This is a genomic window from Epilithonimonas sp. 33E, from assembly GCF_059372615.1.
The window spans coordinates 34540-56372 of sequence record NZ_CM182009.1; the positions used below are offsets into that span (position 1 = coordinate 34540).

The 21833-nt window shown below is 30.6% G+C and carries 15 protein-coding genes and 1 tRNA gene; 11 read left to right on the forward strand and 5 right to left on the reverse strand.

The features are described 5' to 3' along the window. Positions 1–15 precede the first annotated feature (15 nt). Positions 16–657 carry a DUF4271 domain-containing protein gene (locus AC5P2S_RS00190; RefSeq protein WP_494555794.1) on the reverse strand — a complete coding sequence of 214 codons (642 nt, stop codon included), beginning with the start codon at positions 655–657 and terminating at the stop codon, positions 16–18. A 217-nt stretch (positions 658–874) separates the two neighbouring features. On the opposite strand from AC5P2S_RS00190, the gene AC5P2S_RS00195 reads away from it, so the two are divergent. The 3 genes from AC5P2S_RS00195 to AC5P2S_RS00205 all read left to right on the forward strand — a co-directional run bounded on the left by AC5P2S_RS00195 (position 875) and on the right by AC5P2S_RS00205 (position 3737). After that, entirely contained in the window at positions 875–2215 is a 1341-nt protein-coding gene (locus AC5P2S_RS00195) for a cytochrome ubiquinol oxidase subunit I (RefSeq protein ID WP_494555795.1), read from the forward strand. Continuing rightward, positions 2215–3231: a cytochrome d ubiquinol oxidase subunit II gene (locus AC5P2S_RS00200; protein ID WP_494555796.1), complete on the forward strand. Its 1017-nt coding sequence runs from the start codon at positions 2215–2217 to the stop codon at positions 3229–3231. The genes AC5P2S_RS00195 and AC5P2S_RS00200 overlap by 1 nt, the downstream gene beginning before the upstream one ends. An 83-nt stretch (positions 3232–3314) precedes the next feature. Continuing rightward, the gene (locus AC5P2S_RS00205) at positions 3315–3737 is read left to right on the forward strand and encodes a DUF6646 family protein (protein ID WP_283415850.1); all 423 of its coding nucleotides are present in this window, start codon (positions 3315–3317) and stop codon (positions 3735–3737) included. Positions 3738–3804: 67 nt separating this feature from the next. Here the strand turns inward: AC5P2S_RS00205 and AC5P2S_RS00210 are convergent, their stop codons facing one another. Next, entirely contained in the window at positions 3805–5220 is a 1416-nt protein-coding gene (locus AC5P2S_RS00210) for a serine hydrolase (RefSeq protein ID WP_494555797.1), read from the reverse strand. Positions 5221–5351: 131 nt separating this feature from the next. Then, positions 5352–6254 (reverse strand): pirin family protein, encoded by a 903-nt coding sequence (locus tag AC5P2S_RS00215; RefSeq protein ID WP_494555798.1) that lies wholly within the window; start codon positions 6252–6254, stop codon positions 5352–5354. 325 nt (positions 6255–6579) lie between these two features. Here AC5P2S_RS00215 and rseP point away from each other — a divergent pair, with 325 nt between their 5' ends. The 7 genes from rseP to AC5P2S_RS00250 all read left to right on the forward strand — a co-directional run bounded on the left by rseP (position 6580) and on the right by AC5P2S_RS00250 (position 18452). Further along, positions 6580–8088, forward strand: coding sequence for an RIP metalloprotease RseP (gene rseP / locus AC5P2S_RS00220; protein WP_494555799.1), 1509 nt, complete (start codon positions 6580–6582; stop codon positions 8086–8088). Between the two features lie 72 nt (positions 8089–8160). Then, positions 8161–8234 (forward strand) — tRNA-Asn (locus AC5P2S_RS00225). A 198-nt stretch (positions 8235–8432) separates the two neighbouring features. Then, positions 8433–9632 carry a tyrosine-type recombinase/integrase gene (locus AC5P2S_RS00230; RefSeq protein WP_494555800.1) on the forward strand — a complete coding sequence of 400 codons (1200 nt, stop codon included), beginning with the start codon at positions 8433–8435 and terminating at the stop codon, positions 9630–9632. Between the two features lie 54 nt (positions 9633–9686). Beyond that, on the forward strand, positions 9687–12176 hold the full coding sequence (locus AC5P2S_RS00235; RefSeq protein WP_494555801.1) for a DEAD/DEAH box helicase: 2490 nt from the start codon (positions 9687–9689) through the stop codon (positions 12174–12176). A 352-nt stretch (positions 12177–12528) separates the two neighbouring features. Continuing rightward, on the forward strand, positions 12529–13464 hold the full coding sequence (locus tag AC5P2S_RS00240) for an AAA family ATPase (RefSeq protein ID WP_494555802.1): 936 nt from the start codon (positions 12529–12531) through the stop codon (positions 13462–13464). Next, positions 13442–14590 carry a DUF3871 family protein gene (locus tag AC5P2S_RS00245; RefSeq protein WP_494555803.1) on the forward strand — a complete coding sequence of 383 codons (1149 nt, stop codon included), beginning with the start codon at positions 13442–13444 and terminating at the stop codon, positions 14588–14590. Before AC5P2S_RS00240 ends, AC5P2S_RS00245 begins: the two co-directional genes overlap by 23 nt. Positions 14591–14660: 70 nt before the next feature. Further along, positions 14661–18452, forward strand: coding sequence for a YobI family P-loop NTPase (locus AC5P2S_RS00250; protein ID WP_494555804.1), 3792 nt, complete (start codon positions 14661–14663; stop codon positions 18450–18452). Positions 18453–18592: 140 nt separating this feature from the next. Here AC5P2S_RS00250 and AC5P2S_RS00255 read toward each other — a convergent pair whose 3' ends face one another. Continuing rightward, the gene (locus AC5P2S_RS00255) at positions 18593–20005 is read right to left on the reverse strand and encodes a hypothetical protein (protein WP_494555805.1); all 1413 of its coding nucleotides are present in this window, start codon (positions 20003–20005) and stop codon (positions 18593–18595) included. Continuing rightward, complete coding sequence (locus tag AC5P2S_RS00260; protein ID WP_494555806.1) at positions 19998–21032, reverse strand: nucleoid-associated protein; 1035 nt, start codon at positions 21030–21032, stop codon at positions 19998–20000. Before AC5P2S_RS00260 ends, AC5P2S_RS00255 begins: the two co-directional genes overlap by 8 nt. 270 nt (positions 21033–21302) lie before the next feature. On the opposite strand from AC5P2S_RS00260, the gene AC5P2S_RS00265 reads away from it, so the two are divergent. Then, entirely contained in the window at positions 21303–21707 is a 405-nt protein-coding gene (locus AC5P2S_RS00265) for a hypothetical protein (RefSeq protein WP_494555807.1), read from the forward strand. The last annotated feature ends 126 nt before the right edge of the window (positions 21708–21833 follow it).

The window sequence follows — 21833 nt, forward strand, 5'->3', positions numbered from 1 at the left end:
ATGTGCATGTTACATTTAATAAAACAAGAACTTCCAAAGCACCAATGTCGGCACTATTTGAAGCGTGCAAATATACAAAAATTTATAATACCATTTTTCCGGCAGTATGGTCTGATTATGAAAAAAGTATATTAAATTTTTCAAAACAAATGATCCAACAACCAGACCAATAATGAAATAAAAATATTTTACAGGATCAATAGGGTAAAAATAAAGTGTAAATCCGGCAATAATTAATGCGATAGATTCTAAAAAATAAAACTTGCTGGAAACCAGCGTTAACCCTTTAAGGTTTTTGCCGCTTCCAATACTGGAGTAGAAAAAGAATGTCAGCATATTCCGAATAATGTCAAATATTATGACAGACATTAATGTAAATCCGAATTTGTTAATCTGATATCCGAAAAATTGTATCTCTGAAAAAATCTTTGGGATTACTGGAACAAATTGAGACAAAAGCAGTGAAAGCATCACGCATCTTACAATGGAAATAATCAACCAGGATGGTGTGAGATTGTTAGAATCTTCGATTTTCTGTGTCAGAAAATCCTTGATGTTTGCGTCTCTCTGGAAAACAGACAACAGAATAATGTATATGAATATACTTCCAAGAATACAATATACCACCCAATCATTATTTTCTGTTATCCTAATCAACGGTCAAATTTTTTGCAAAAATAAGAATTTGGTCAAAGCAAGCGGCACTAAGTTATTATATTTTGAAAATAAATATGACTTTTGCATGCTGTATAAAATTATTGGAACCCATAATGCTTTTTGCAAAAATAATATTCAGAAGTATGACAATTGTCTTGAGAAAATACAATTAATGATTTGAAATTAAACCTAACTTTACACAAGCAAAATGTAGATTATGGATGATTTTCTAGCCGCCAGATCTCAAATGGCAATGTCCCTGGGCTTTCACATCATATTTTCCTGTGTCGGGATGGTAATGCCTTTTCTAATGGCTTTCTCACATTACAGATATTTAACAACCAAAGACGAAGTCTATAAAGGACTAACTAAAGCCTGGAGCAAAGGAGTGGCAATTCTTTTCGCAACTGGAGCCGTTTCCGGAACAATGCTGTCTTTTGAATTGGGGTTGTTGTGGCCCAAATTTATGGAACATGCCGGTCCGATTTTCGGAATGCCGTTTTCTCTCGAAGGGACAGCCTTTTTCATTGAAGCCATTGCTATTGGTTTCTTTCTTTACGGCTGGGAAAAATTCAACAAATGGTTTCATTGGTTTTGCGGCGTTGTAGTCGGCGTAAGCGGACTGGCTTCCGGAATTTTGGTTGTAGCTGCCAATGCCTGGATGAATAGCCCGGCAGGCTTCGATTATATTGATGGAAAATATCTGAACATCGACCCGATAAAAGCAATGTTCAACGAGGCTTGGTTTCCACAGGCGTTTCATATGACCGTGGCAGCTTTTGCAGCAACAGGGTTTGCTGTAGCTGGGATTCATGCATTGATGATTTTGAAGAAAAGAAATGTCAATTTCCATACAAAAGCCTTTAGGATTTCTGCAGGTTTTGCGATTATCGGAGCTTTGCTCGCACCTATCAGTGGTGATGTTGCAGCCAAATCAGTTGCTGTGAGACAACCAATAAAATTAGCCGCAATGGAAGCACATTTTGAGACTGAAAAAGGCGCAAGTTTTGTGATTGGCGGAATTCCGGATGAGGAAAATGAACAAATCAAATACGCTATAAAAGTTCCAAAAGTCTTGAGTTTTCTGGCTTGGGGCGATTTTGACGCCGAAGTGAAAGGGCTGAAAGATTTTCCAAAAGACCATTGGCCTCCGGTTGCGGTTGTTCATTATGCTTTTCAGATTATGATATTTTTCGGGAGCGTGATGATGTTAATTGGTTTGCTCTACCTCATCGCTACATTTTGGAAGAAAGAATGGTTGACCAAAAACTGGTATCTGAAAATGTTCGTTGTAGCAATTCCATTTGGTTATATAGCTTTGGAAGCGGGTTGGACAGTGACAGAAGTCGGAAGACAACCCTGGATTATTTACGGCATTATGAAAACCATTGATGCGGTGACACCGATGCCGGGAATCCAATATTCGTTTTACTTTTTCACATTGATTTTCATTTCGTTATCATTAATTATCATCTTCTTGTTACTAAGACAACTTAAGATGGTTCCGAAATTATACGACCCTACTGACCCTAATTATAATCCTAAAAATAAGAAATAATGATTTACGTAGTTATTGCATTTCTCTGGGTTTCAATTTGTTTGTATGTGATTACAGGTGGCGCAGATTTCGGAGCTGGGATTATCGAATTATTTTCCAAAAAATCTTATCGTAACCAAACGAAAAAGATAATGTCCAAATCTATCGCACCAATTTGGGAAGCGAATCATATGTGGCTGATTATTGCTGTTGTAATTTTATTTGTCGGTTTTCCTACGATCTATACAACTGTTTCGACTTATCTTCATATTCCTCTAGTTCTGATGCTGATTGGAATTATCGCAAGAGGAACCGCTTTTACATTCAGAAATTATGATGCTGTTGAGGATAACTGGCAAAAATTATATGCACAGATTTTCTTTTATTCAAGCTTGTTGACGCCATTTTTTTTAGGGATTATTGCAGCAGCAACAATTTCTGGCTCAATTGATACTGAAGCAAAAGATTTTCTGAGTCTTTACATTTTTAGTTGGCTGAATCCTTTCGGAGTTTGTGTAGGATTTTTCACAGTTTCGCTTTGTGCTTACTTGGCTTCATTGTTTTCCCTCCACGAAGCGAGATTCAGTGATGCGCTGCCAATTATGAAAAAAAAGGCAAGAGAAACAGCTATTTATGTAGTCGTAACAGGCGTTTTAGTTTTTGTAAGCGCTCATTATTCTGACATCCCTTTATTAAAATGGATTTTCTCAAAAGCTTTGGGAATTATCGCCATAACACTGGCAACAATCAGTTTATTGTTTACCAACGAGGCCATCAAGAAAGGTCATTTTCTGTTGGTCAGAATTTATGGTGGATTTCAGATCATTATGATTCTTGTTGCTGCCACTTATCAGCACAATCCTAATATCATTCTTTTTGCCAACGGTGGTCATCTTTCTTTGTTTGATGAAAGTGCAGCGCCAAAAACTATTGAAGCTTTGGGTTGGGCACTTCTTCTGGGAAGTATTTTCATTCTGCCGTTTTTGTTTTATTTGTTGATGTCTTTCGGGAATCAAAGCAGAAAAGATCCGGAATAATAAAATAATACTACGGTCGTTTTTTAAATAGTGGTTTTATTTTTGATATCAGGAAGCCATTGAAAATTTAATCAAATAAGTTTATGAAGAAATTGCTATTGACAATGGGTTTGTTGGCTGGCGTTTTGTCTTATGCTCAAGCCTGGAAAGGTGCAGGTGACCAAAAAGCACAAGCGGGAATTAATGTTTGGGGATTTGGAACCGGACCTACTGCAAGTTATGATTATGGACTTTCTAACCTCATCTCTGTTGGTGGTGGTGCTAATGTTTATTTTAATGAAGACGAAGACAATCCTTTTATTTTTGGACGTATCGGATTCCATTTGCAGGAAGCTTTGGCATTACCATCAGAAATCGATGTTTATCCTGGTTTAAATATTGGTGTAGCGGGCAGAAACTTCGGTTTGGGCGTTTATCTTGGCGCAAGATATTTTTTCACAGAGAACTGGGGCGCTTTTATAGAAGCTGGAAACAATGGAAGTTTTGGGGTTTCTTATTCTTTCTAAATTTTGACTAAAATATAAAAGCTTCTGAGAATTCAGAAGCTTTTTTGTTTTATACATTTGGAAAATTCTACTTGCTCATTTCTTGCTCTATTTTCTCAATCATTTTCTCGGCATTTCCATTGGTTCCTCCAAAATCGATCGCCTTTTTATAACTTTCTAATGCTAAATCATATTGTTTATTGGTAAAATAAGCTTCTCCCAAACTATCAAAAATATTAGCATCTTTAGGAAACTCATTGGTAGCCAATTTGAATATGGTTATGGATTCATTGTTTTTGCCGAGTCTTAATAATTCATATCCCAATTTATTAAGTTCTCCAGGATTCTCAAAACTGTATTCATTTTTAGAATTTTTCTTAAGTAAATAATAGGTTTCTATCGCTTTATTGACGTCATTGACAGCTTCTTTTCTTATGGCTTGATAAATAGATTTTTTAGGAATTTTGTACTCTTTTCCCAACATCAGATTATGAATAATATGTCCCAAATCCCAAACTCTATTGAGGTTATTGGAAACCAGAATTATCGTAATATTATTTTTAAGATCATTTAAAAAGATCGATTCGAATTTATACGAAACGCCATTGTGTCTTTGTAGTTCTTCTTTTTCAAAGTATCTGCCAAGAGATCCGCCTTCGTCTTTGGCGTATGGATTATTCAACAGAGTTTGGAAGGATTCTTTGGATATTAATCGATTAGAATTAAGCGCTTCAATCCATTTATAGAGATCATTGATATCTACCCAAAGCCAGCCGCTAATAAATTGCATTTCCGGGCATCTGACATAGTCCATATCATAACAAGACGTTCGGTTTTCATATCCCGATTTGGGATCAAATACCGAGTTGGTCATTTTTAATGGCTTAATTATATTTTTAGAAACGAATTCCTCAAATGACATCCCGGTAACCTTTTCAATGATTCTTCTCTGCAAGAAAACATTACCATTATCATATCTGTAACTGGTTCCCGGTTCGAATAATAGACTATCATTACTTCGCAAAATCTTCCACGCCTCTTCATCATTTTTGGGTACTATTGGATCGATTCGTGGAATACCGCTGGCATAATTAATCAAATGACGGATGGTTACTTTTTCCGACCATTTTGGTAATCCTAAATTAAATTTGGAGACTCTATCATCAAGACTGAGAAGACCACGCTCTACTAAAATCATTATAGAAACCGCATTAAATTCCTTTGCAATAGAACCAATGTTAAATATCGATCTTTTATTTAAAAGCGTTTGCTTCGTTTCATCTGTAAAACCAAATGATTTTTGAAAAATGATTTTATTATTTTTAGCGACCAGCACATTTCCGTTGAATAAACCTCTTTCATAGGATTTCGCCATTACAGAATCAATTTTGTTGGAATACACCGATTCTTTTTTCGATTTGTTTCTGTTGTTTAAGTTATTCGCAGTTTGTGCAAAAGTACTTATTGATATAAGCAGAATAATGATTAATTGTAGTTTTTTCATTTTATAACTATTTTTTTAGTTATTGGTATAACAACTAAATAAAAGTTTTTATTACATCTGGATATGAAAGTTTTTCATTTAATCAGGAAAAAAGAAAAGCATTCCGATATTCCGAAATGCTTTGTTACTGTCTATTCTTTTAACTTAATATTCTTATTTTGTGGCGGAAGCGGAACGTAGCCATCATCATTAATCACTTTTGGAAACTCATGGTTTTGCCATCTAGTTTTGGCGTCTTCTATGATTTCTCTGGAAGTTCCAACGAAATTCCAATAGATATATCTGGGTTCAGGAAAAGGTTCGCCTCCAAATATATAAACTGTTGAATTCGGTTTTAAGGTAAAATGACAAAGCTTCGCATCTTTCGCAATCAGGATGTGTTTCGGGTTATAAAGATTGCCTTCGCTTTCGATGTTACCTTCCAGGATGTAAAGCGACGATTCTCCAAAAAGATAATCACCAAGAATGATTTCGCGGTCTTCCTGAAGTGTATTTTTGACTTCAAGGAAATACAATGGCGAATAAACAGGAACGGGAGATTTACGTCCAAGGATTTCGCCAGCTATCAGTTTATAATTTACCCCATTGTCTATCCAATGTGGGATATCTTCTTTGTTAATGTGGAAAAACTCGGGTTCCATTGTTTCCAATTCTTTTGGAAGTGCGACCCAAATTTGCAATCCGTGAAGATGTTTGTCGGTGGTTCTTAGGTATTCTGGTGTTCTTTCGGAATGGGCAACGCCTTTTCCGGCGGTCATCCAGTTCACAGCACCTTCTTTGATTTCGATTTCTGTTCCAATGGAATCTCTGTGCATAATGCTTCCCTCGAACAAAAATGTCAAAGTGGAAAGCCCAATGTGTGGATGCGGCGGAACATCCATATTTTCGTAATCTTTGAGCGCAGCCGGTCCCATATGATCAATAAACACAAATGGTCCAACACTTCTCTTCTGAGAAAACGGCAGCAATCTGCCAACCAAAAAGTTACCAATATCCGCAGCACGCTCTTCGATTATCATCTCGATATTTGACATAATTTCATTTTTAAATTTGATTTAAAATTAAGGATTTTCATCTAACTATTTAAACTTTTGATTTACCGTTGAATCGCATGCAGCCCGACTTGAGCGGAAATCCTTTTTTGCGTGTACAAATATCTATTTTGATGTGGAATCTTCGTGCAAAAAAGATTGACTTCGTCGAACCACTTCGTTAGGTTTGGGAGCGGAAGGCGGAAATAGCTGCCCAAATCATCATTATCATTAAGTGTTATTTTGGCAGAGAAAAGGCTGATTTTTACATTGGTATAGTTTCTGACTAAATGATTACCTTTGACAACTATAATTTTAAAATATATTAATGGAATTAGCATTAAAGATATTTCAGTTTATCCTGAGCATTTCTATCCTTGTAACATTACACGAAATCGGGCATTTCTTGCCGGCGAAATGGTTTAAAACCAAAGTAGACAAATTCTTTTTATTCTTTGATCCTTATTTTTCCATCTTCGCAATGAAGAAAATCAATGGAAAATGGCAATATAAATTCTTTTCTAAAAATCAGCCTACGGATGAAGAGGTTGAAATCAACGGCAAAAAAATAACACAGCCGATCGACGTTTCCAAACTACCGGACAGCGATTGGAGAAAACACGAAGGTGTGAAATATGGAATTGGCTGGATCCCGATGGGCGGTTATGTGAAAATCGCCGGAATGGTGGACGAAAGTATGGATACGGCTCAGCTTTCAAAACCGGCTGAACCTTGGGAGTTCCGCGCAAAACCGGCTTGGCAGAGACTCATTATTATGTTGGGGGGTGTAACGGTTAATTTCTTTTTAGCCTGGTTAATCTACTCTTGCTTGTCTTACTTCACCGGAGAAACTTATCACGATAATGCGAAATTCGAGAATGGAATCGCAGTTTCTGATGCCGGTAAAAAAATGGGATTGGAAACAGGAGATAAAATCCTGAAAATAGACGGAAAATCTGCAGAAAGAATGGAAACCTCAACCATTAATATGCTTTTTGCTGATAATGTTACTGTTCTAAGAGATGGAAAAGAAGTGACTTTTCCAATCAATGAAGATGGTGTAGCTGAAGTTTTGCACGCTAACGAAGCGAAGCTTTATTTTATGAACCGTTTCCCGGCTGTGGTTGATAGTTTAACCCCAAATATGCCGGCAATAAAAGCAGGGTTGAAAAAAGGAGACAAAATTGTTGGTGTAAACGGACAGAAAACGGAATTCTACGATCAAGTTACAGATGCTTTAAAGGCAAATAAAGGTGGAGAAATCAGTTTGGATATTATCAGAAATGATCAGCCCATTACAATCAAAGCCAAGGCAACTCCGGAAGGGAAATTAGGATTTGGTCCCAACTTTCAATTGGCTCAAAGTTATCTGAACAAAAGCGAGACAACGAAGAATTATTCTTTCCTGGAAGCCATCCCAAGAGGTTTTACAAGAACTATTGATGTTTTAACAATGCAAGTGAAGCAGTTTAAAATCATCTTTAATACCAAAACACAAGGTTATAAAAAGGTTGGAGGTCCTATTGCTATCGTAAACAATATGCACGTTGAAAAAAGCAAGGATGGAAGCCTCTCTATCGATTGGGAGTTTTTCTGGAGCTTTACAGCAATGTTCTCTGTTTGGTTGGCATTCCTTAACTTGATTCCAATTCCAGGATTAGATGGTGGCCACGTCTTGTTTACATTGTGGGAAATCATCACCGGAAAGCCGGTTCCACAGAAAATTTTGGAAAATGCGCAAATGATTGGTGTCATTTTCTTATTAGGACTCATGGTGTTAATATTTGGAAATGATATAGTTAAAGTCATCGCTCAATTTCTGAGTCAAAAAAATTAAAAAAAGTTCTTGAAAAATTTGGTGGATAATGTAAAATGCTATTATATTTGCACCACTTAAAACAAAGGACATTCCTCCTTAGCTCAGTTGGTTAGAGCATCTGACTGTTAATCAGAGGGTCGCTGGTTCGAGCCCAGCAGGAGGAGCAAACCATCACAGTAATGTGGTGGTTTTTTTGTTTTTATGTACTTTGGGAACTGGGTTTGAGTTCTATTTTAGGAAGATTCTAATTCTTTGTCTTTTCTCAAATATCCCATATTTTCTGAGAAATCAGGTTACCTTTTAGGTTACCCATTTTATTTTTCAGGTTACCCACTCAAACCATTATTAAATCTACAAATCTTATGAAACTATCAATATTATTCCTTTTGAGAAGGAACAAGATTAATGTGAAAGGTCTTTGTCCTATTGAATGTAGAATAACATTAGATAAGCAAAGAAAACCTTTCTCTACAGGAATCTTTATCAATCCAAAATATTGGGATAATGCAAAACAGATTTCCAAGCCACCTAATGAAGAAAACAATTATATCAACAACCAATTAAGCCTGATTAAGAATAAGATTAATCAGGCTTTTTTATTGCTTCAAGTCAAAGAAGAGCCTTTTGATGTGAATGATATTTACAATCAATATGCAGGAAAAACTCTGTCTAAAGAATATGGACTGATTGAATACTACCAAATCTATCTTGACAGGCTTAAAAAGCTTATTGGAATTGAGATAAAACAGCAGACTTGGGATAAGTTCAGCTACATCAAAAAAGATGTCTCAGAATTCATAAAACACCATTATAAGAAATCTGATGTGAAGCTAAAGGACTTGGATTTTAACTTTATATCTGAATTAGAGTATTATTCTAAAACTGAACTGAAGCATAAACAGGTTACCATTAATAAAGCTTTACAGAGATTAAAAAAAGTTGTGAAGCAATCTGTAATTAATGGTTACTTGGATAAAAATCCTTTTGAGGAACATAAGCCAAAGAAAGTCTATCCTAAAATTATATTTCTTACTCAACAGGAATTAGATCAGCTTGAAAATCATCATTTCAAATCAGAAGCTCTGGTAAGAGTTAAAGATTGTTATCTATTCTGTTGCTACACAGGATTAGCTTACAGGGAAATGTTTGAACTCAAAAAAGAAGATTTGATAACTAAACCTGATGGAACTATATGGATTTACAAGAAGAGAGAAAAGACTGAAAGAAATTTTTCAGTTCCTCTAATTCTCTCTAAAGCTTTAGAAATAATAGAGAAATACTCATCTGAAAGTGAATATCTATTACCAAGAATTTCAAATCAATCTTTTAACAGGCTTTTAAAGGAAATAGCTAATGTCTTAGAAATTTCAAAGAATCTTACTCATCATACTGCGAGGAAAACTTTTGCTTCTACTGTACTACTTAACAATAATGTTCCTATGGAAGTAGTCTCTAAACTTTTAGGTCATTCTAAGATTACTACTACCCAAGAATATTATGCTGAGTTGATGCCTGAGAAGTTGAGTGAGAATCTGAAAAAATTGGAAAGTAGGATAACATAGATTAAATTTTTTAACTGCTTTGTATTATTTTTACAAGGCAGTTAAACTTGAAATATGTACACAGATGTAGACCTTTCCCATTTTGATTCATTTCCTATAGAATTCAAAGAAATAAATCCTGAAGATTTTCAATATGTCTTTGATACTAGTGGTACTAAAATATCTAGGTCAGATTTTACCATTGATAATGGTGGAGATAAAATTTTAATTGAACCTAATGATGATGGATATATAAATGATACTTTACAGGGTTTAATTGACTTAGAACATAAAAATACTGTTGTGATTAATGCTCCTGTAGGACAAGGTAAATCCCATGCAATTATTCAGACAGTTAAAAGATATTTTGATGCTAAGGAGAAATATCTGATATTCATAGCATCTCCTTTTGTTAGCTTAGTTAAACAATATCATAATGATGTAATAAAGGCAGGAATTGACTCTGGTCAAATATATAGTTATGAAAAATTGGGGAGGGATACAACCAAAGATTATATCAATAAAACTGTTCAAATAGTAACTGTTAACACATTATTAGGTAACCCAGGGGAAGATGGTTTTAAAAATTCTGATATCAAGAGGGAGTACATAAATGACTTAGTAAAACATTGTCAAGAAAAATCAATAAAAGTTGTTTTTATTTATGATGAAATTCACGACTCATTTCATAATTTTAAGCAGGAATACATTTTTAATCTCTGGAAATGGAAAAGTGTTATTCATAAAAACTTCGTACTAAGTGCAACCTATAATGAAGCATCTAAAATAGTTATTGAGTATTTGGCTGAATTAACTGATTTCAGAATTAAAATCATAGAATCTGAAAGGAAAAGATTTCCCAAAAAGCAAAGTGATTTGTATCTGCACTTTTCAAGCTCATATTCTTTTACACATAAAACCAAAGAAATATCTAATGTTATTGAAGATTTAATAGCTAGAGATAAAAATATAGATATACTATCTTATTCTAGAAACTTAGCTAAAAATTTATTAAATACCAGCAATGATATAGGGAAACTTATTTTTGAAACCTTTGGAGAAGTTAAAGATTGTACATCAGAATTAATTTCAAATCAAAGAGAAGAAAATGAAGAACCTACCAATCAATATGATAATGACAAATGCAACATTGGAACTAACTTCAAAACGGGTGTAAGCATAAAAAAAGATAATCATGCTCTTGTAATTATATTACCTCCCAGAAGTTCAAGATTAACTTTTAAAAATAAATATGGTATATTTTCTGGTGGCATAAATTCCATAATTCAAGCTCTTGCAAGACAGAGGAAAAAAGGAGAAATACACATAATTCTACCAAAACCTGATCACTTTCAGTTTGATAGCCTTGTGCATTCAGGAATGTCTCTAGAACAAAAAGAAATATTTGAGAAATATTACAATTTAGTTAAATATCATAAAGCTCCAAAAAAAATGGTTAAGTATATTAAACTTAATAGCCAAGATTATTTCCTAAGAGAATTCTATGATAACAAACTAAAAGGAAATGTACTTAATGAAATTACTACTGTGTCTGCAAGTGGCAGAAATAATACTCTTCCTAGGTTAAGTTTTCCTACTTATCAGGAATTTAAACTAGAATCAGGAGAAGATTATCTTGCAAATAGATATCCAATATTTGGAGAAGATATTAGTGCTTATACAACTTATGCAGCTCTAGCTAATCAATTTGTAAATTGTACACTAAAAGGAATTGTTTTCAAACCTGTAATTCAATTTGAAGAGGGTAAAGTTCAAATGATGCTTGAATTTATTTATAACAATTTTTATGGAGAAGATTACATATATTCTTTAGGTCAATATTCAAATTTCACTCTATTCTATAATGATTTTAGAACTTCATTGTTTAGGGATTACCAATTGCAATTTAAAAAAACAGGAAGTGATTCATTTGAGAATATAGATTCTGGCTTCTTACAAGCAAAGAAATTTGAAATACAATTATTGCATTTTTCCCACAGATTAAAATCTTTAAAATTAAATTCTGAGGAAGTTGAAGATTATAGTAGAAGTGATTATTTTAATAATTGCATAGCTCAATCTGAAGGAATAGATTCTAGTACATTAGCAGAGAGTAAATATAAAAATAGAATTAAGTTTTATCAACTAATAAAATACTTCAGAGATAAAATGATTAACTCTATTGCAGAATATCCTAGAGGGAGTGAATCATTTTGCTACATTCCAACTAGCTACTATGATGATTTTTTCACAATAGAAGACAAAAGTAAATTTAAAGAGATGATAAAATTAGCTTCTAGTGATAATTTATTAGATAATGGAATTTTTGAATTTAAAAGAAGATTTATTGAAAACAGTACAGAGAAGGGAAAATTGAACACATTCTATTCAATGTTGAGAGAGGATTTTTTACAAGTTGAAAATAGAACAACTGACCCCAGACTTATTATTCTAGGCAAAAGAAGATATGTAAAGCCTGTACTCTCAATAAAATTAATACCTCCTAGAGACTATACATTAAATCTAATAGAAGAACAAGATTATATTAATCTGGATAGAGTCTAAAAATTATTTGAGTTTTTAAGGTTTTAAAATGTCCATTTCCCGTAGTATATTATTATATCTCTACGGGAAATGGACATTTTTAATAATCTCTTTATAACTTCTAGAGTCTAAAATGGGAACTCATAGGGGGTTCTTTTTAAATCTCCCCCATCTTAAAAATCTAAGATTTAACAACGCACGAATTCAGAGGAGGACAACTCAGTTGTAGTTTTTGTATCAAGTGATTTGATGCACAAAGCTACAATTTTTTTTTGACATTATCAAGTGTTTTAGCCCTCTCACAGCTAGATTAAAGCAAATAGCCAAATTTTAAAATTCACATTTTTATTAACTTTTTTAAATACTAAAATTTATGCAATTAAGACAATCTGAAAGAAAACAAGCCAAGATAAAAATTGGTTTGCAAGGATGCGCTGGAGCAGGGAAAACATTTTCTGCTCTTTTGTTAGCAAAAGGTTTAACTAATGGAAACCTATCCAAAGTTGCCATCATAGACACAGAAAATGGAAGTGCAGATTTGTATGCACATTTGGGCGATTATAATGTACTTACATTAGCCCCTCCATATACCCCTGAAAATTATATTAAAGCTATTGAGGTGTGTGAACAGGCAGGAATGGAAGTGATTATTTTAGACAGTATTTCCCATTGTTGGGATGAACTATTAGATTTTCACTCAAAACTAGCAGGAAACAGCTTTGCTAATTGGGCAAAAGTAACTCCAAGGCAAAAAGCTTTTGTAGATAAGATTCTACAAGCCAATGCTCATATTATAGCTACAATGAGAACTAAACAAGACTATGTACTGAATCAGAAAGATGGCAAGTTTATTCCAGAAAAAGTGGGACTTAAATCTGTTCAGAGAGATGGTTTAGATTATGAGTTTACTTTAGTCCTTGATATTGATATAAAACATTTTGCTGTAAGTTCTAAAGACAGAACAGGGCTATTTATGGGAAAACCAGAATTTATAATTTCTGATAAGACAGGAAAGGAAATATTAGATTGGTGTAATACAGGAATTGACATAAAACCTACATCCCAAACCTCATCAACCTCTAGAGTTAATGGGATTGTTGAGAATTCTGAACAACAATTTCAAGCTACAGAGGAAGAGGTTTATAATGCTATTAGGGATTGTAATTCCATAGCAGAGCTTCTTTCTTTATACAAACAATTTCCTCAATATCATATTTCTTTGAAACCAGATTTTGAAGCTAGAAAATCAATCCTAATTCATTTACCTAATCAAAACTTCAGTAAAAATGGACAATCAAAATTTCAATAATTCTAGCAATATAACATTGCAGAATGTACAAACAAGGAAGCCTATAAGCAATGAAGATTTTCAAAATGCTGAAATATTTTATCCTAGTAAAATGAATGAGTTTAAAGAACCTGACACTAAAAATTTAGTTCAGGCTTTTTTAATATCTAATTCTAATGATTCTAGACAGAATAATATATATTCCAATGTAGATAAATCTTCCAATTATCAATCTAACCCATTTATTCTAGCTAACACACTTGAAGTTCCATTACATCATTTAAAAAATGATTGTATAATTCCTATATTTTCTAAAGATAATGAAAAGACAATAGCACATCAAGAGTTCATAGAATGTATAATTAGTGCAACACAAAAAGCATTTCCATATCAAACAATTTCAGAGCCTGAGATAAGGGTTTCACATCAGATTAAAGGTAGAACTCCTGAAGCAATATATCTGAATGTAAAAGATTTGTTAGAACATCAGAAAACTATTTATTATGAGAGAATGGCATTTATCATTAGAATTCCTAGTATCACAGATGTAATAAATGGTAATGACTTATCTCTATGTATTGGAGGTGTAAGGAGCTATAATTTGGAAAATTTATATAATAAAAAGTCGTTTGAAAAATTTAAATTCTTTATTGGGTTTCAGAATAAGGTTTGTTGCAATTTATGTGTGTCAACAGATGGTTTTTTAGCAGAGTTGAAAGTTTCCAACACACAAGATTTATATTCAAAAGTTCTGGAGACTATTCAGAATTATAAAGTTGAACTTCATCTAATGGAAATGAAAGAACTTACTCAACATTATCTTTCTGAACATCAATTTGCTCAACTAATTGGCAGATGTAGATTGTACCAATATTTACCTAAGCTAGAGAGAGAAAATATTCCTGTCCTCAATTTTAATGATAGCCACATTAATACAATGGTAAAGGATTACTATGAGGATAAAAACTTTTGTAGATTAGAAGATGGCAGTATAAACTTGTGGGATGTTTACAACTTATTTACCCAAGCTAATAAATCATCTTACATAGATACATTCCTAGATAGGAATTTGAATGCCTTTGAGTTTTCAAAGGGTATTCAGAAAACTCTCAATGGTAATTCTGATTATCATTGGTTTTTGAGTTAGCTGAACTGCCCTGCAGAAATGTGGGGTGGTTTTATTGAATAATTTGTAATTTGCAAAAAACTATAAGTCAGTGAAAAGTAAATTTTTAAACAAAATCAATGAAAGATATTTATCTCTTAAATCTAATTTAAATAACTCCTATTTAGATTTTTTATCAAAGCTCATTTTTTTTCTTGGAGAGAAAAAAATTAAACTTTTAACAAAGAATAATCCAAATCCTAATGATTTAGAAGATCTAACTCCATATATTACAAAAAGAGATGAAAATAATTACAATTTACATACATACTTGCAATCTTTAAAATGGGGAGTGCTAAATCAAAATGTAAAAAACGTTGCTGTTTCTGGTTCTTTTGGTACAGGAAAAAGCACAATTCTGAATTTATTCAAAAAAAATAATCCTGAATTCAAAACATTAGATATAAATCTTGGGAAGTTTGAAGAAAAAAATGAACAAAAAGAAGTTGATATTGAAACAAGCATTGTTCAACAAATTTTATATTTTGAAAAGAAAAAGAACTTAAGAGATTCTAGGTTTGAAAGAATTACTTATGACAAATTTATCTTATTAAAAGCTTCACTTTTTATTCTTTGGATTTATTCAATACTGTATCTTTTTTTTGAAAAAATATATAATAAGCTGACTTTGATTAACAAGGATGAACTTCCTTATTATCATTATATAATTAAACTGTTTTTTTTGATAGGTATTTTCTTTATCTTAAAAAAACTATTTAGACAGATTTTTAAGCTAAAAATCAACAAGGTTAGTTTCAGTGATGCGGAATTTGTTCCTAAAGCTGATGATATTTCAATCATAAATAAACACGTAGATGAATTAGTCTATTTTTTTGAAAAGACAAAGACACAAATTGTTTTTATAGAAGACATTGACAGATTTGATGATGCAGTTGACATTTTTATTAAACTAAGAGAGTTGAACATAATTATCAATAACTCAAAAGATATTGATCAAAAAGTAACTTTTGTATATGCAGTTAAAGATGAATTATTTAGTAAAAACAATGAAAAAACAAAGTTTTTTGATTTGATTATACCAATAATCCCAATTATAGATTATAGCAACTCAAACACGCAATTTATTAAAAGACTAAAAAAAGATTTTATTGAAAAAAAAATTATTTCTGAAGACATAATTTATAATATTTCTCCTTATATCAATGATATGAGAAGCCTCATTAATATTATTAATGAATTCAAAACTTACTATAAAATTAAAAGTAATGAAAGCAACAATATAGATGGAGATAGTCTATTTGGACTCATTATATTAAAAAACATTTACCCTATTGATTTTAAATCTTTACAGAATAAAGAGGGTGTTGTTTACAAAATATTTGAAAGTAAAAATGAGCTATATAAAGACTTAGAAGAAAGTCTTTACAAAAAAATTGAAACAATAGAGCAAGAAAATGATGATATTCTTCAAGAACAGCAAGACAATCTTTTAGAATTACGGAGGGTATATATTTCTGGAATATTAATAAAATCATATGATGCTACGAGTTATTATATTGATAATGAAACTATTGACTTGGAAAGCCTATTAGAAGATCAAAAATTTTCAGACTTTATAAAAAATGACGTCATAACATATTATAAGAATTATATCAGTAAATCTATAAAATTCAGTGATGTTGAAAAAGAGATTAACCCTCAACAAAAATATGCTGAAAGAAGAAGAATTGTATTAAACAAGATAAACAACATAAAAGCAATAAATGATTCTGAAATACTTAAATTAAAATCACAGATTAATAATTTGACTAATTCATCATTAAATGATTTATTACAACAATCTGAAAGAAACAAATTTGAAAATTATTTTGATAAAATTGTTCGTGATGTCTATACAAATATTGAATTAAAGGATGATTATGTGAGAGAAACTAAAATAAAAGAAATAAAATATAACTATACTCTTTTGAAAGTTCTTATAAGTAATAATTATATTGATGAAAACTATTCAAATTACGTTTCTTTATTTTACCCTGAATCAATTACAGAAAAGGATAATAATCTTAAATTAAGAATTATTCAAGACGGGGAAACAGATTTTAATGAAAGTATTGACAAAATCAAAAATTTAGTTACTGAACTAGGAAGCACTAATTTCAAAAAAGAATCAATATTTAATTTTTATATTCTCGATTATTTAGTTTTCAATTACAAAAACAATGAAAAGCTAAGTAGCAAATTAGATGAGTTCATTAATACATTGACTAATGGGAAAGAAAAATCTATTCATTTTATAGAAAAATATATTGATTTTTCAGAATTAACTGGGACAACCAATGAGTTTATAAAGAAAATTGTTGTCTGGGAAGGGTTTTGGAATTTGATTCATACTAGAGATGAATTTAATGTTGAAAAGAAAAAGAAAATCCTTGATAAAATATTTAAGTACATAAATATTGACCAGATAAAAATCCTTAATAAAGATAGAAAAATAAGCGCTTTTCTAAATAACTATGATGATTTTTTAATAAATAATTTTGAAAGAGAAACCAAAGATGAATTAATTAAAAAACTAAAGGCTATAGGAATTAAATTCAACAAAATAAAATATGAAGACTCCATATTTGAGATTGTTTTAGAAATAATTGAAAATAACTTGTATAAGATAAATATAAATAATGTCAATTTATTTTTACAGAAATTTAATTTCAAGGATATTGATATTATAGATTATAAAACTTCTAATTATTCATATTTACTCAAATCTGATGTGACATATCTGAAAGAAAATATTAAAAATAATATTAATGAATATGTCGAGCAAGTTTTATTGAAACTTGATAGTAATACTGAGGAAGAAAGTAATGTGGTTAAAGATTTAATTAATAATACTGATGTTAAAGAAGAAAACATTGACTCATTGATAGAAAAAATGAATTTTAAAATTTCTGACCTGTCAGAAATAGAGAATAACGCGTTTTGGTCTTCACTTATTATTTGGGAGAAGATTGAACCTAATTGGAAAAATGTTTTACTATATTATTCTTACAATTCTGAAAAAATTGATGCCAGTTTTGTTGAATTTTTAGATAATGAAATAAATTATGAGGAGCTTGGTAAGAGCTGTATCAATGATTTTTTAGAAAATGAAAGCGAAACAGATGAGAAAGAATATTCCAAAATTATTGATAAGTTTAATGTTTCTCTAGTTAATTCTGAAATTTCCATTGAATCATTTGAATCATTAGTTCATTCAATGACAAAAAATTTTGATGATATTGCTGTAGTAAGTAAAACAGACAGAATTAAAAACCTGATTGAATCAAATTTAATAGTTTTCAATGAAAAGAATTTGACAGATTTAGTTGGTGGAGATTTAGAATTATTTGCTGAAAAGAATGAGTCAAATTTAGAAGAAGAGTATGAAAACTTAAATTTACTCTTGATAAAATGGGTAACAATATTCAGGTCCAATATTAATGGAGATTTGAAAAAGAAAATATTTGATTATTTAACAAATGAAGAAATTTATGATTCAGATGAAGATATTTTTTTGCTGACAATTATAAATAATTTTTTCAGTAGTAAGTTTTATTCATTTTCTGATTATTTTCTTAAGAGTGTACTTGGATCTAATCTTGATATTACAATTAAAATTAAGCTTTTAATTTTTGATAAAGATAATATTACATATGCTCTTCTTAAAGATTATCTGTCCCTATTAGATCCTCCATACTCTCTAATTCTTCAAAAGGAAAAAATTGAAATTCCTAATACTTTTGAAAATGTAGATTTTATGAAAATCTTACAACAATATGGTTTTATAAAAAGAACTTATTTAAAGGATAAAGATTCACTAATAACAATTAGTTATAATGAATAACATAAGCCCTTCTTGCAAGTAGTCATAAAAAAATCCTTGAATTTTATTTTCTGGCTTTGGGATTTATTCTAAAATCTTTATTGGTATTATCTTTCAGTATAAATTCAAGTACTTTTTAAATCTTATTTTTAATAATACAGTTATTTTTCAAAAAGATATCTGAAATTAATATAATCTGAAGTAATAAATAATATGCAAAGTAGTACAACAATTGTACTTACCCATAATATTAAAAACTTATACCTCCTTTTTCTGTAAAATTCAATATCTTTTTTAAATTCATAATCATTATTTAAAATCTTATCAACGTCATCTTTGTTGAGTATATCTTCAAATCTTATTTTGACCAACTTGTACTTTTCATTTGCCCTATTCAAATCAGAGTTTAAAACAATAAGAGAGAACACCATAAAAATTACAGAAAGAATCAATAGTCCAATTCCAAACAAAGTTGCCTCTCTTCCAATTGCTGTTGTAACATCTGATTTATTGAAAATTTTAATAATAAATGCTGTAAGATAAAAGCTGACAAAAACAAAAACTGATTTTTGAAAGTTGCCTAAAAATGTATCTAACGATGCATTCATTTTACTTGTGACCTGCTCTATTTGTTCATATATCTTATTACGAGAATCTAAATATTTTGTAAGATTACCCTTTATGTATAATTGGTTTGCTGATAAAATAGATGGAAATGCCCTATTGTCTAGGTTTATCCCTTCTTTCTTTAGATAAAAGCTAATTATGTTTCTAGCTATCCCCAGTTTATCCTCAATCTTTGCTTTATCTGAATAAACCCATTCATATATTTTTTTGTATTCATTTATACTACCAGTCTGTAGGGTTGAAAATTCTAAATCATATTCATAGGTTTTGTGTCCTTTGAGTTTTAGTAAAATCTTATCTTCCCTAATTTCCGAGACGTCAAATAAAAAAATTAATAAAAAAACAAAGTGCAATTTTTGGATAATATTGCAAAAATCATCTTGATTTCCAAAATTATTAAATGAAAAATTTTCAGGAGTAAACTTAAATTCCGAATAATTATAAAAAAGACATTGAATGCTAATCTCTTTACTTTCTGAAATCTCAATATCAGAGTTATATCCAACAATATTGGTTTTTTGAGAAATATTTGTAAAGATATTAGTAATCAATATTGGTTTTCTGATTTCTTGAAAGGTTGACAAAATACCTTTTAAAGACATTTTATTAAAAGTTTCAAAGAAAACATTTTGATTAAATATTACAACACTATCCCCTAATTTATATATTCTGAGAATCAGTTTAATATTTGATGTGTCAGTAAAATCATCAAATTCTAGATCATAAAATCTATTTTGGGATATTGTGTATGAATTATCCTCAATCTCTAGTGACCAATCATATCCTAATGATTTAAAATAATTATTTACTTCATCGTAAAGAGATCTATTTAATAATTTTGTATTATCTGTCGTGGCTACATAGGCAATATATTCATATTGCTTAAAATTATCAATTTGATTTAAAATTTGATTTGTAGCAAATAGCTGAACTAAATTATTAACCATTATCAACTATCCAATCTTTAATTTTTTCATAGCCCTCAGATGATAGAATTTTGATATACTTATTTCCCTGATCATCTAGTACTGGTTCAATTATATTTTTTAAATTATCTACAAAATCATTTATGCTTAAATACAAATTATTTGCTAATTTAATTTGTGTTTTAATCCTTTTATTTATTTTCCTTTTCACAATAGTAAACTGAGGGTCAAAACCATTTTTTGTAGGAAGCCCATTTAGCTTTTCAATTAATTGAGTCTTTGGGAAGTATGGATTTACTGGTTCGTAATTTTGAACAACATCATTAATAACATTAAAATAATCTAAATTATCATTATTTCTATAATGTCCTATAATAGAATTTTTAAGTATTAAGTAATCAGGATAATATTTGTTTTTGAGTGATGCAGATAAAGCTACATCAATAGCATTTAAAGATTTTTCAGTATTATCATCATCTGTGTATTGCTGTTGTAGCTCTAGAAAATCATCCCACCAATATTTACTATTATGCTTGTCAAAAACATAATTTTCTGTTATTTCCCCTTGATTATCAAAAATTATTAGAATAGCTTTAAAAACTTTTTTTTTGGTATTTAATCCTCTAACTTTTTCAAAATTAAGTTCATTTAAAATCTCATCGTGTTCAACCTTGCATATGATTATTTGTTTAGTTCCATTTATATTAAAATATAAATGAAGAAGACTTCCTTTTTGAATTTCAACAGACATATTTCTGCTTCTCATCCATTCTTGAGTATTAATCTCTTTTTCAAGCAGTCTTTTTGCATTTAACTCAGTAATATTTTCAACATCTGAATCATTCTCTAATATTTTTTTCAAAGATGTTTTGACTTCAGTGTTACCTTCTTTGAAGATATATGTTCTTCTGTTAGGATTTGCAATAATTTCGCTTAATAATTCTTCAACATAATCATTGAGATTTTGTGGATTTAATTGAAGGTTAATTGGAGTAACAGCATTGTTATTCACATCTACATGGTGTAGAAAAAAATCATTAATAGTCATGTGAATTTAATATTAGTTTTTGATTATCAAATATATAAATTACATTTAATTGTTATAATAAAATTTTCCATAAAAATTTTCTCTTAATTATTCTCACAATCTCTACCCCCCACAAACACCCCCACCCATTCTGGACAAGGGAAACTCCCCCGTCATCTTTATAAGAATTTGAAAATTTCAGGCAGATTAAATTTTAGTTGATAGCAAAATTTGATTTGTAGAATTGTGTTGTTATAGGAAGGAAAAAATCTAACTCAAAAATTTAAAACAATGGTAAGAATTATCAGTTACAAATCAAGACAAAGAGAGGACGGAACTTCTTTTTGTGCTTTAGAAGTTCAAGGAGGTATTGAAATGGTATTAAGTCAAAAAACCAATCAATATTATGCTACAGCAAAAAAGACATTCATTTCATCCACATTTGATGAACAGACTTGTCAGGCACTTATTGGAACAGAAATGCCAGGAAGTATTCAAAAGCAGGAATGTGAGCCTTACGAGTATGTAGTCAGGGAAACTGGAGAATCTATTATTCTACAACATAGATTTGTTTATGTTCCAGATAATATTGATTCATTGAGAAAAACCAAAGCTTCAAATCCTTTAATTGAATTTGAATCAGATTTAGAAGCTTTCTCTAAAAATGGAAAATATGATGCTATCCTAGCAGACTAAATTTTAAAATGTCCAAAATGGGAGTTGTATATCAATGAATTCCCAAATTGGACATTTTCTTTATTTGAAATATTTACTTTAGAAACTATAAAGTGTGAATTGAGTGACTGTAAGTATACAGATATG

What these genes read in the sequence shown, in the direction of transcription:
- AC5P2S_RS00195 (WP_494555795.1), top strand. Translation starts at nt 875, where the DNA reads ATGGATGATTTTCTAGCCGCCAGATCTCAAATGGCAATGTCCCTGGGC.
- AC5P2S_RS00200 (WP_494555796.1), top strand. Translation starts at nt 2,215, where the DNA reads ATGATTTACGTAGTTATTGCATTTCTCTGGGTTTCAATTTGTTTGTAT.
- AC5P2S_RS00205 (WP_283415850.1), top strand. Translation starts at nt 3,315, where the DNA reads ATGAAGAAATTGCTATTGACAATGGGTTTGTTGGCTGGCGTTTTGTCT.
- AC5P2S_RS00210 (WP_494555797.1), bottom strand. Translation starts at nt 5,220, where the DNA reads ATGAAAAAACTACAATTAATCATTATTCTGCTTATATCAATAAGTACT.
- AC5P2S_RS00215 (WP_494555798.1), bottom strand. Translation starts at nt 6,254, where the DNA reads ATGTCAAATATCGAGATGATAATCGAAGAGCGTGCTGCGGATATTGGT.
- rseP (WP_494555799.1), top strand. Translation starts at nt 6,580, where the DNA reads ATGGAATTAGCATTAAAGATATTTCAGTTTATCCTGAGCATTTCTATC.
- AC5P2S_RS00230 (WP_494555800.1), top strand. Translation starts at nt 8,433, where the DNA reads ATGAAACTATCAATATTATTCCTTTTGAGAAGGAACAAGATTAATGTG.
- AC5P2S_RS00235 (WP_494555801.1), top strand. Translation starts at nt 9,687, where the DNA reads ATGTACACAGATGTAGACCTTTCCCATTTTGATTCATTTCCTATAGAA.
- AC5P2S_RS00240 (WP_494555802.1), top strand. Translation starts at nt 12,529, where the DNA reads ATGCAATTAAGACAATCTGAAAGAAAACAAGCCAAGATAAAAATTGGT.
- AC5P2S_RS00245 (WP_494555803.1), top strand. Translation starts at nt 13,442, where the DNA reads ATGGACAATCAAAATTTCAATAATTCTAGCAATATAACATTGCAGAAT.
- AC5P2S_RS00255 (WP_494555805.1), bottom strand. Translation starts at nt 20,005, where the DNA reads ATGGTTAATAATTTAGTTCAGCTATTTGCTACAAATCAAATTTTAAAT.
- AC5P2S_RS00260 (WP_494555806.1), bottom strand. Translation starts at nt 21,032, where the DNA reads ATGACTATTAATGATTTTTTTCTACACCATGTAGATGTGAATAACAAT.
- AC5P2S_RS00265 (WP_494555807.1), top strand. Translation starts at nt 21,303, where the DNA reads ATGGTAAGAATTATCAGTTACAAATCAAGACAAAGAGAGGACGGAACT.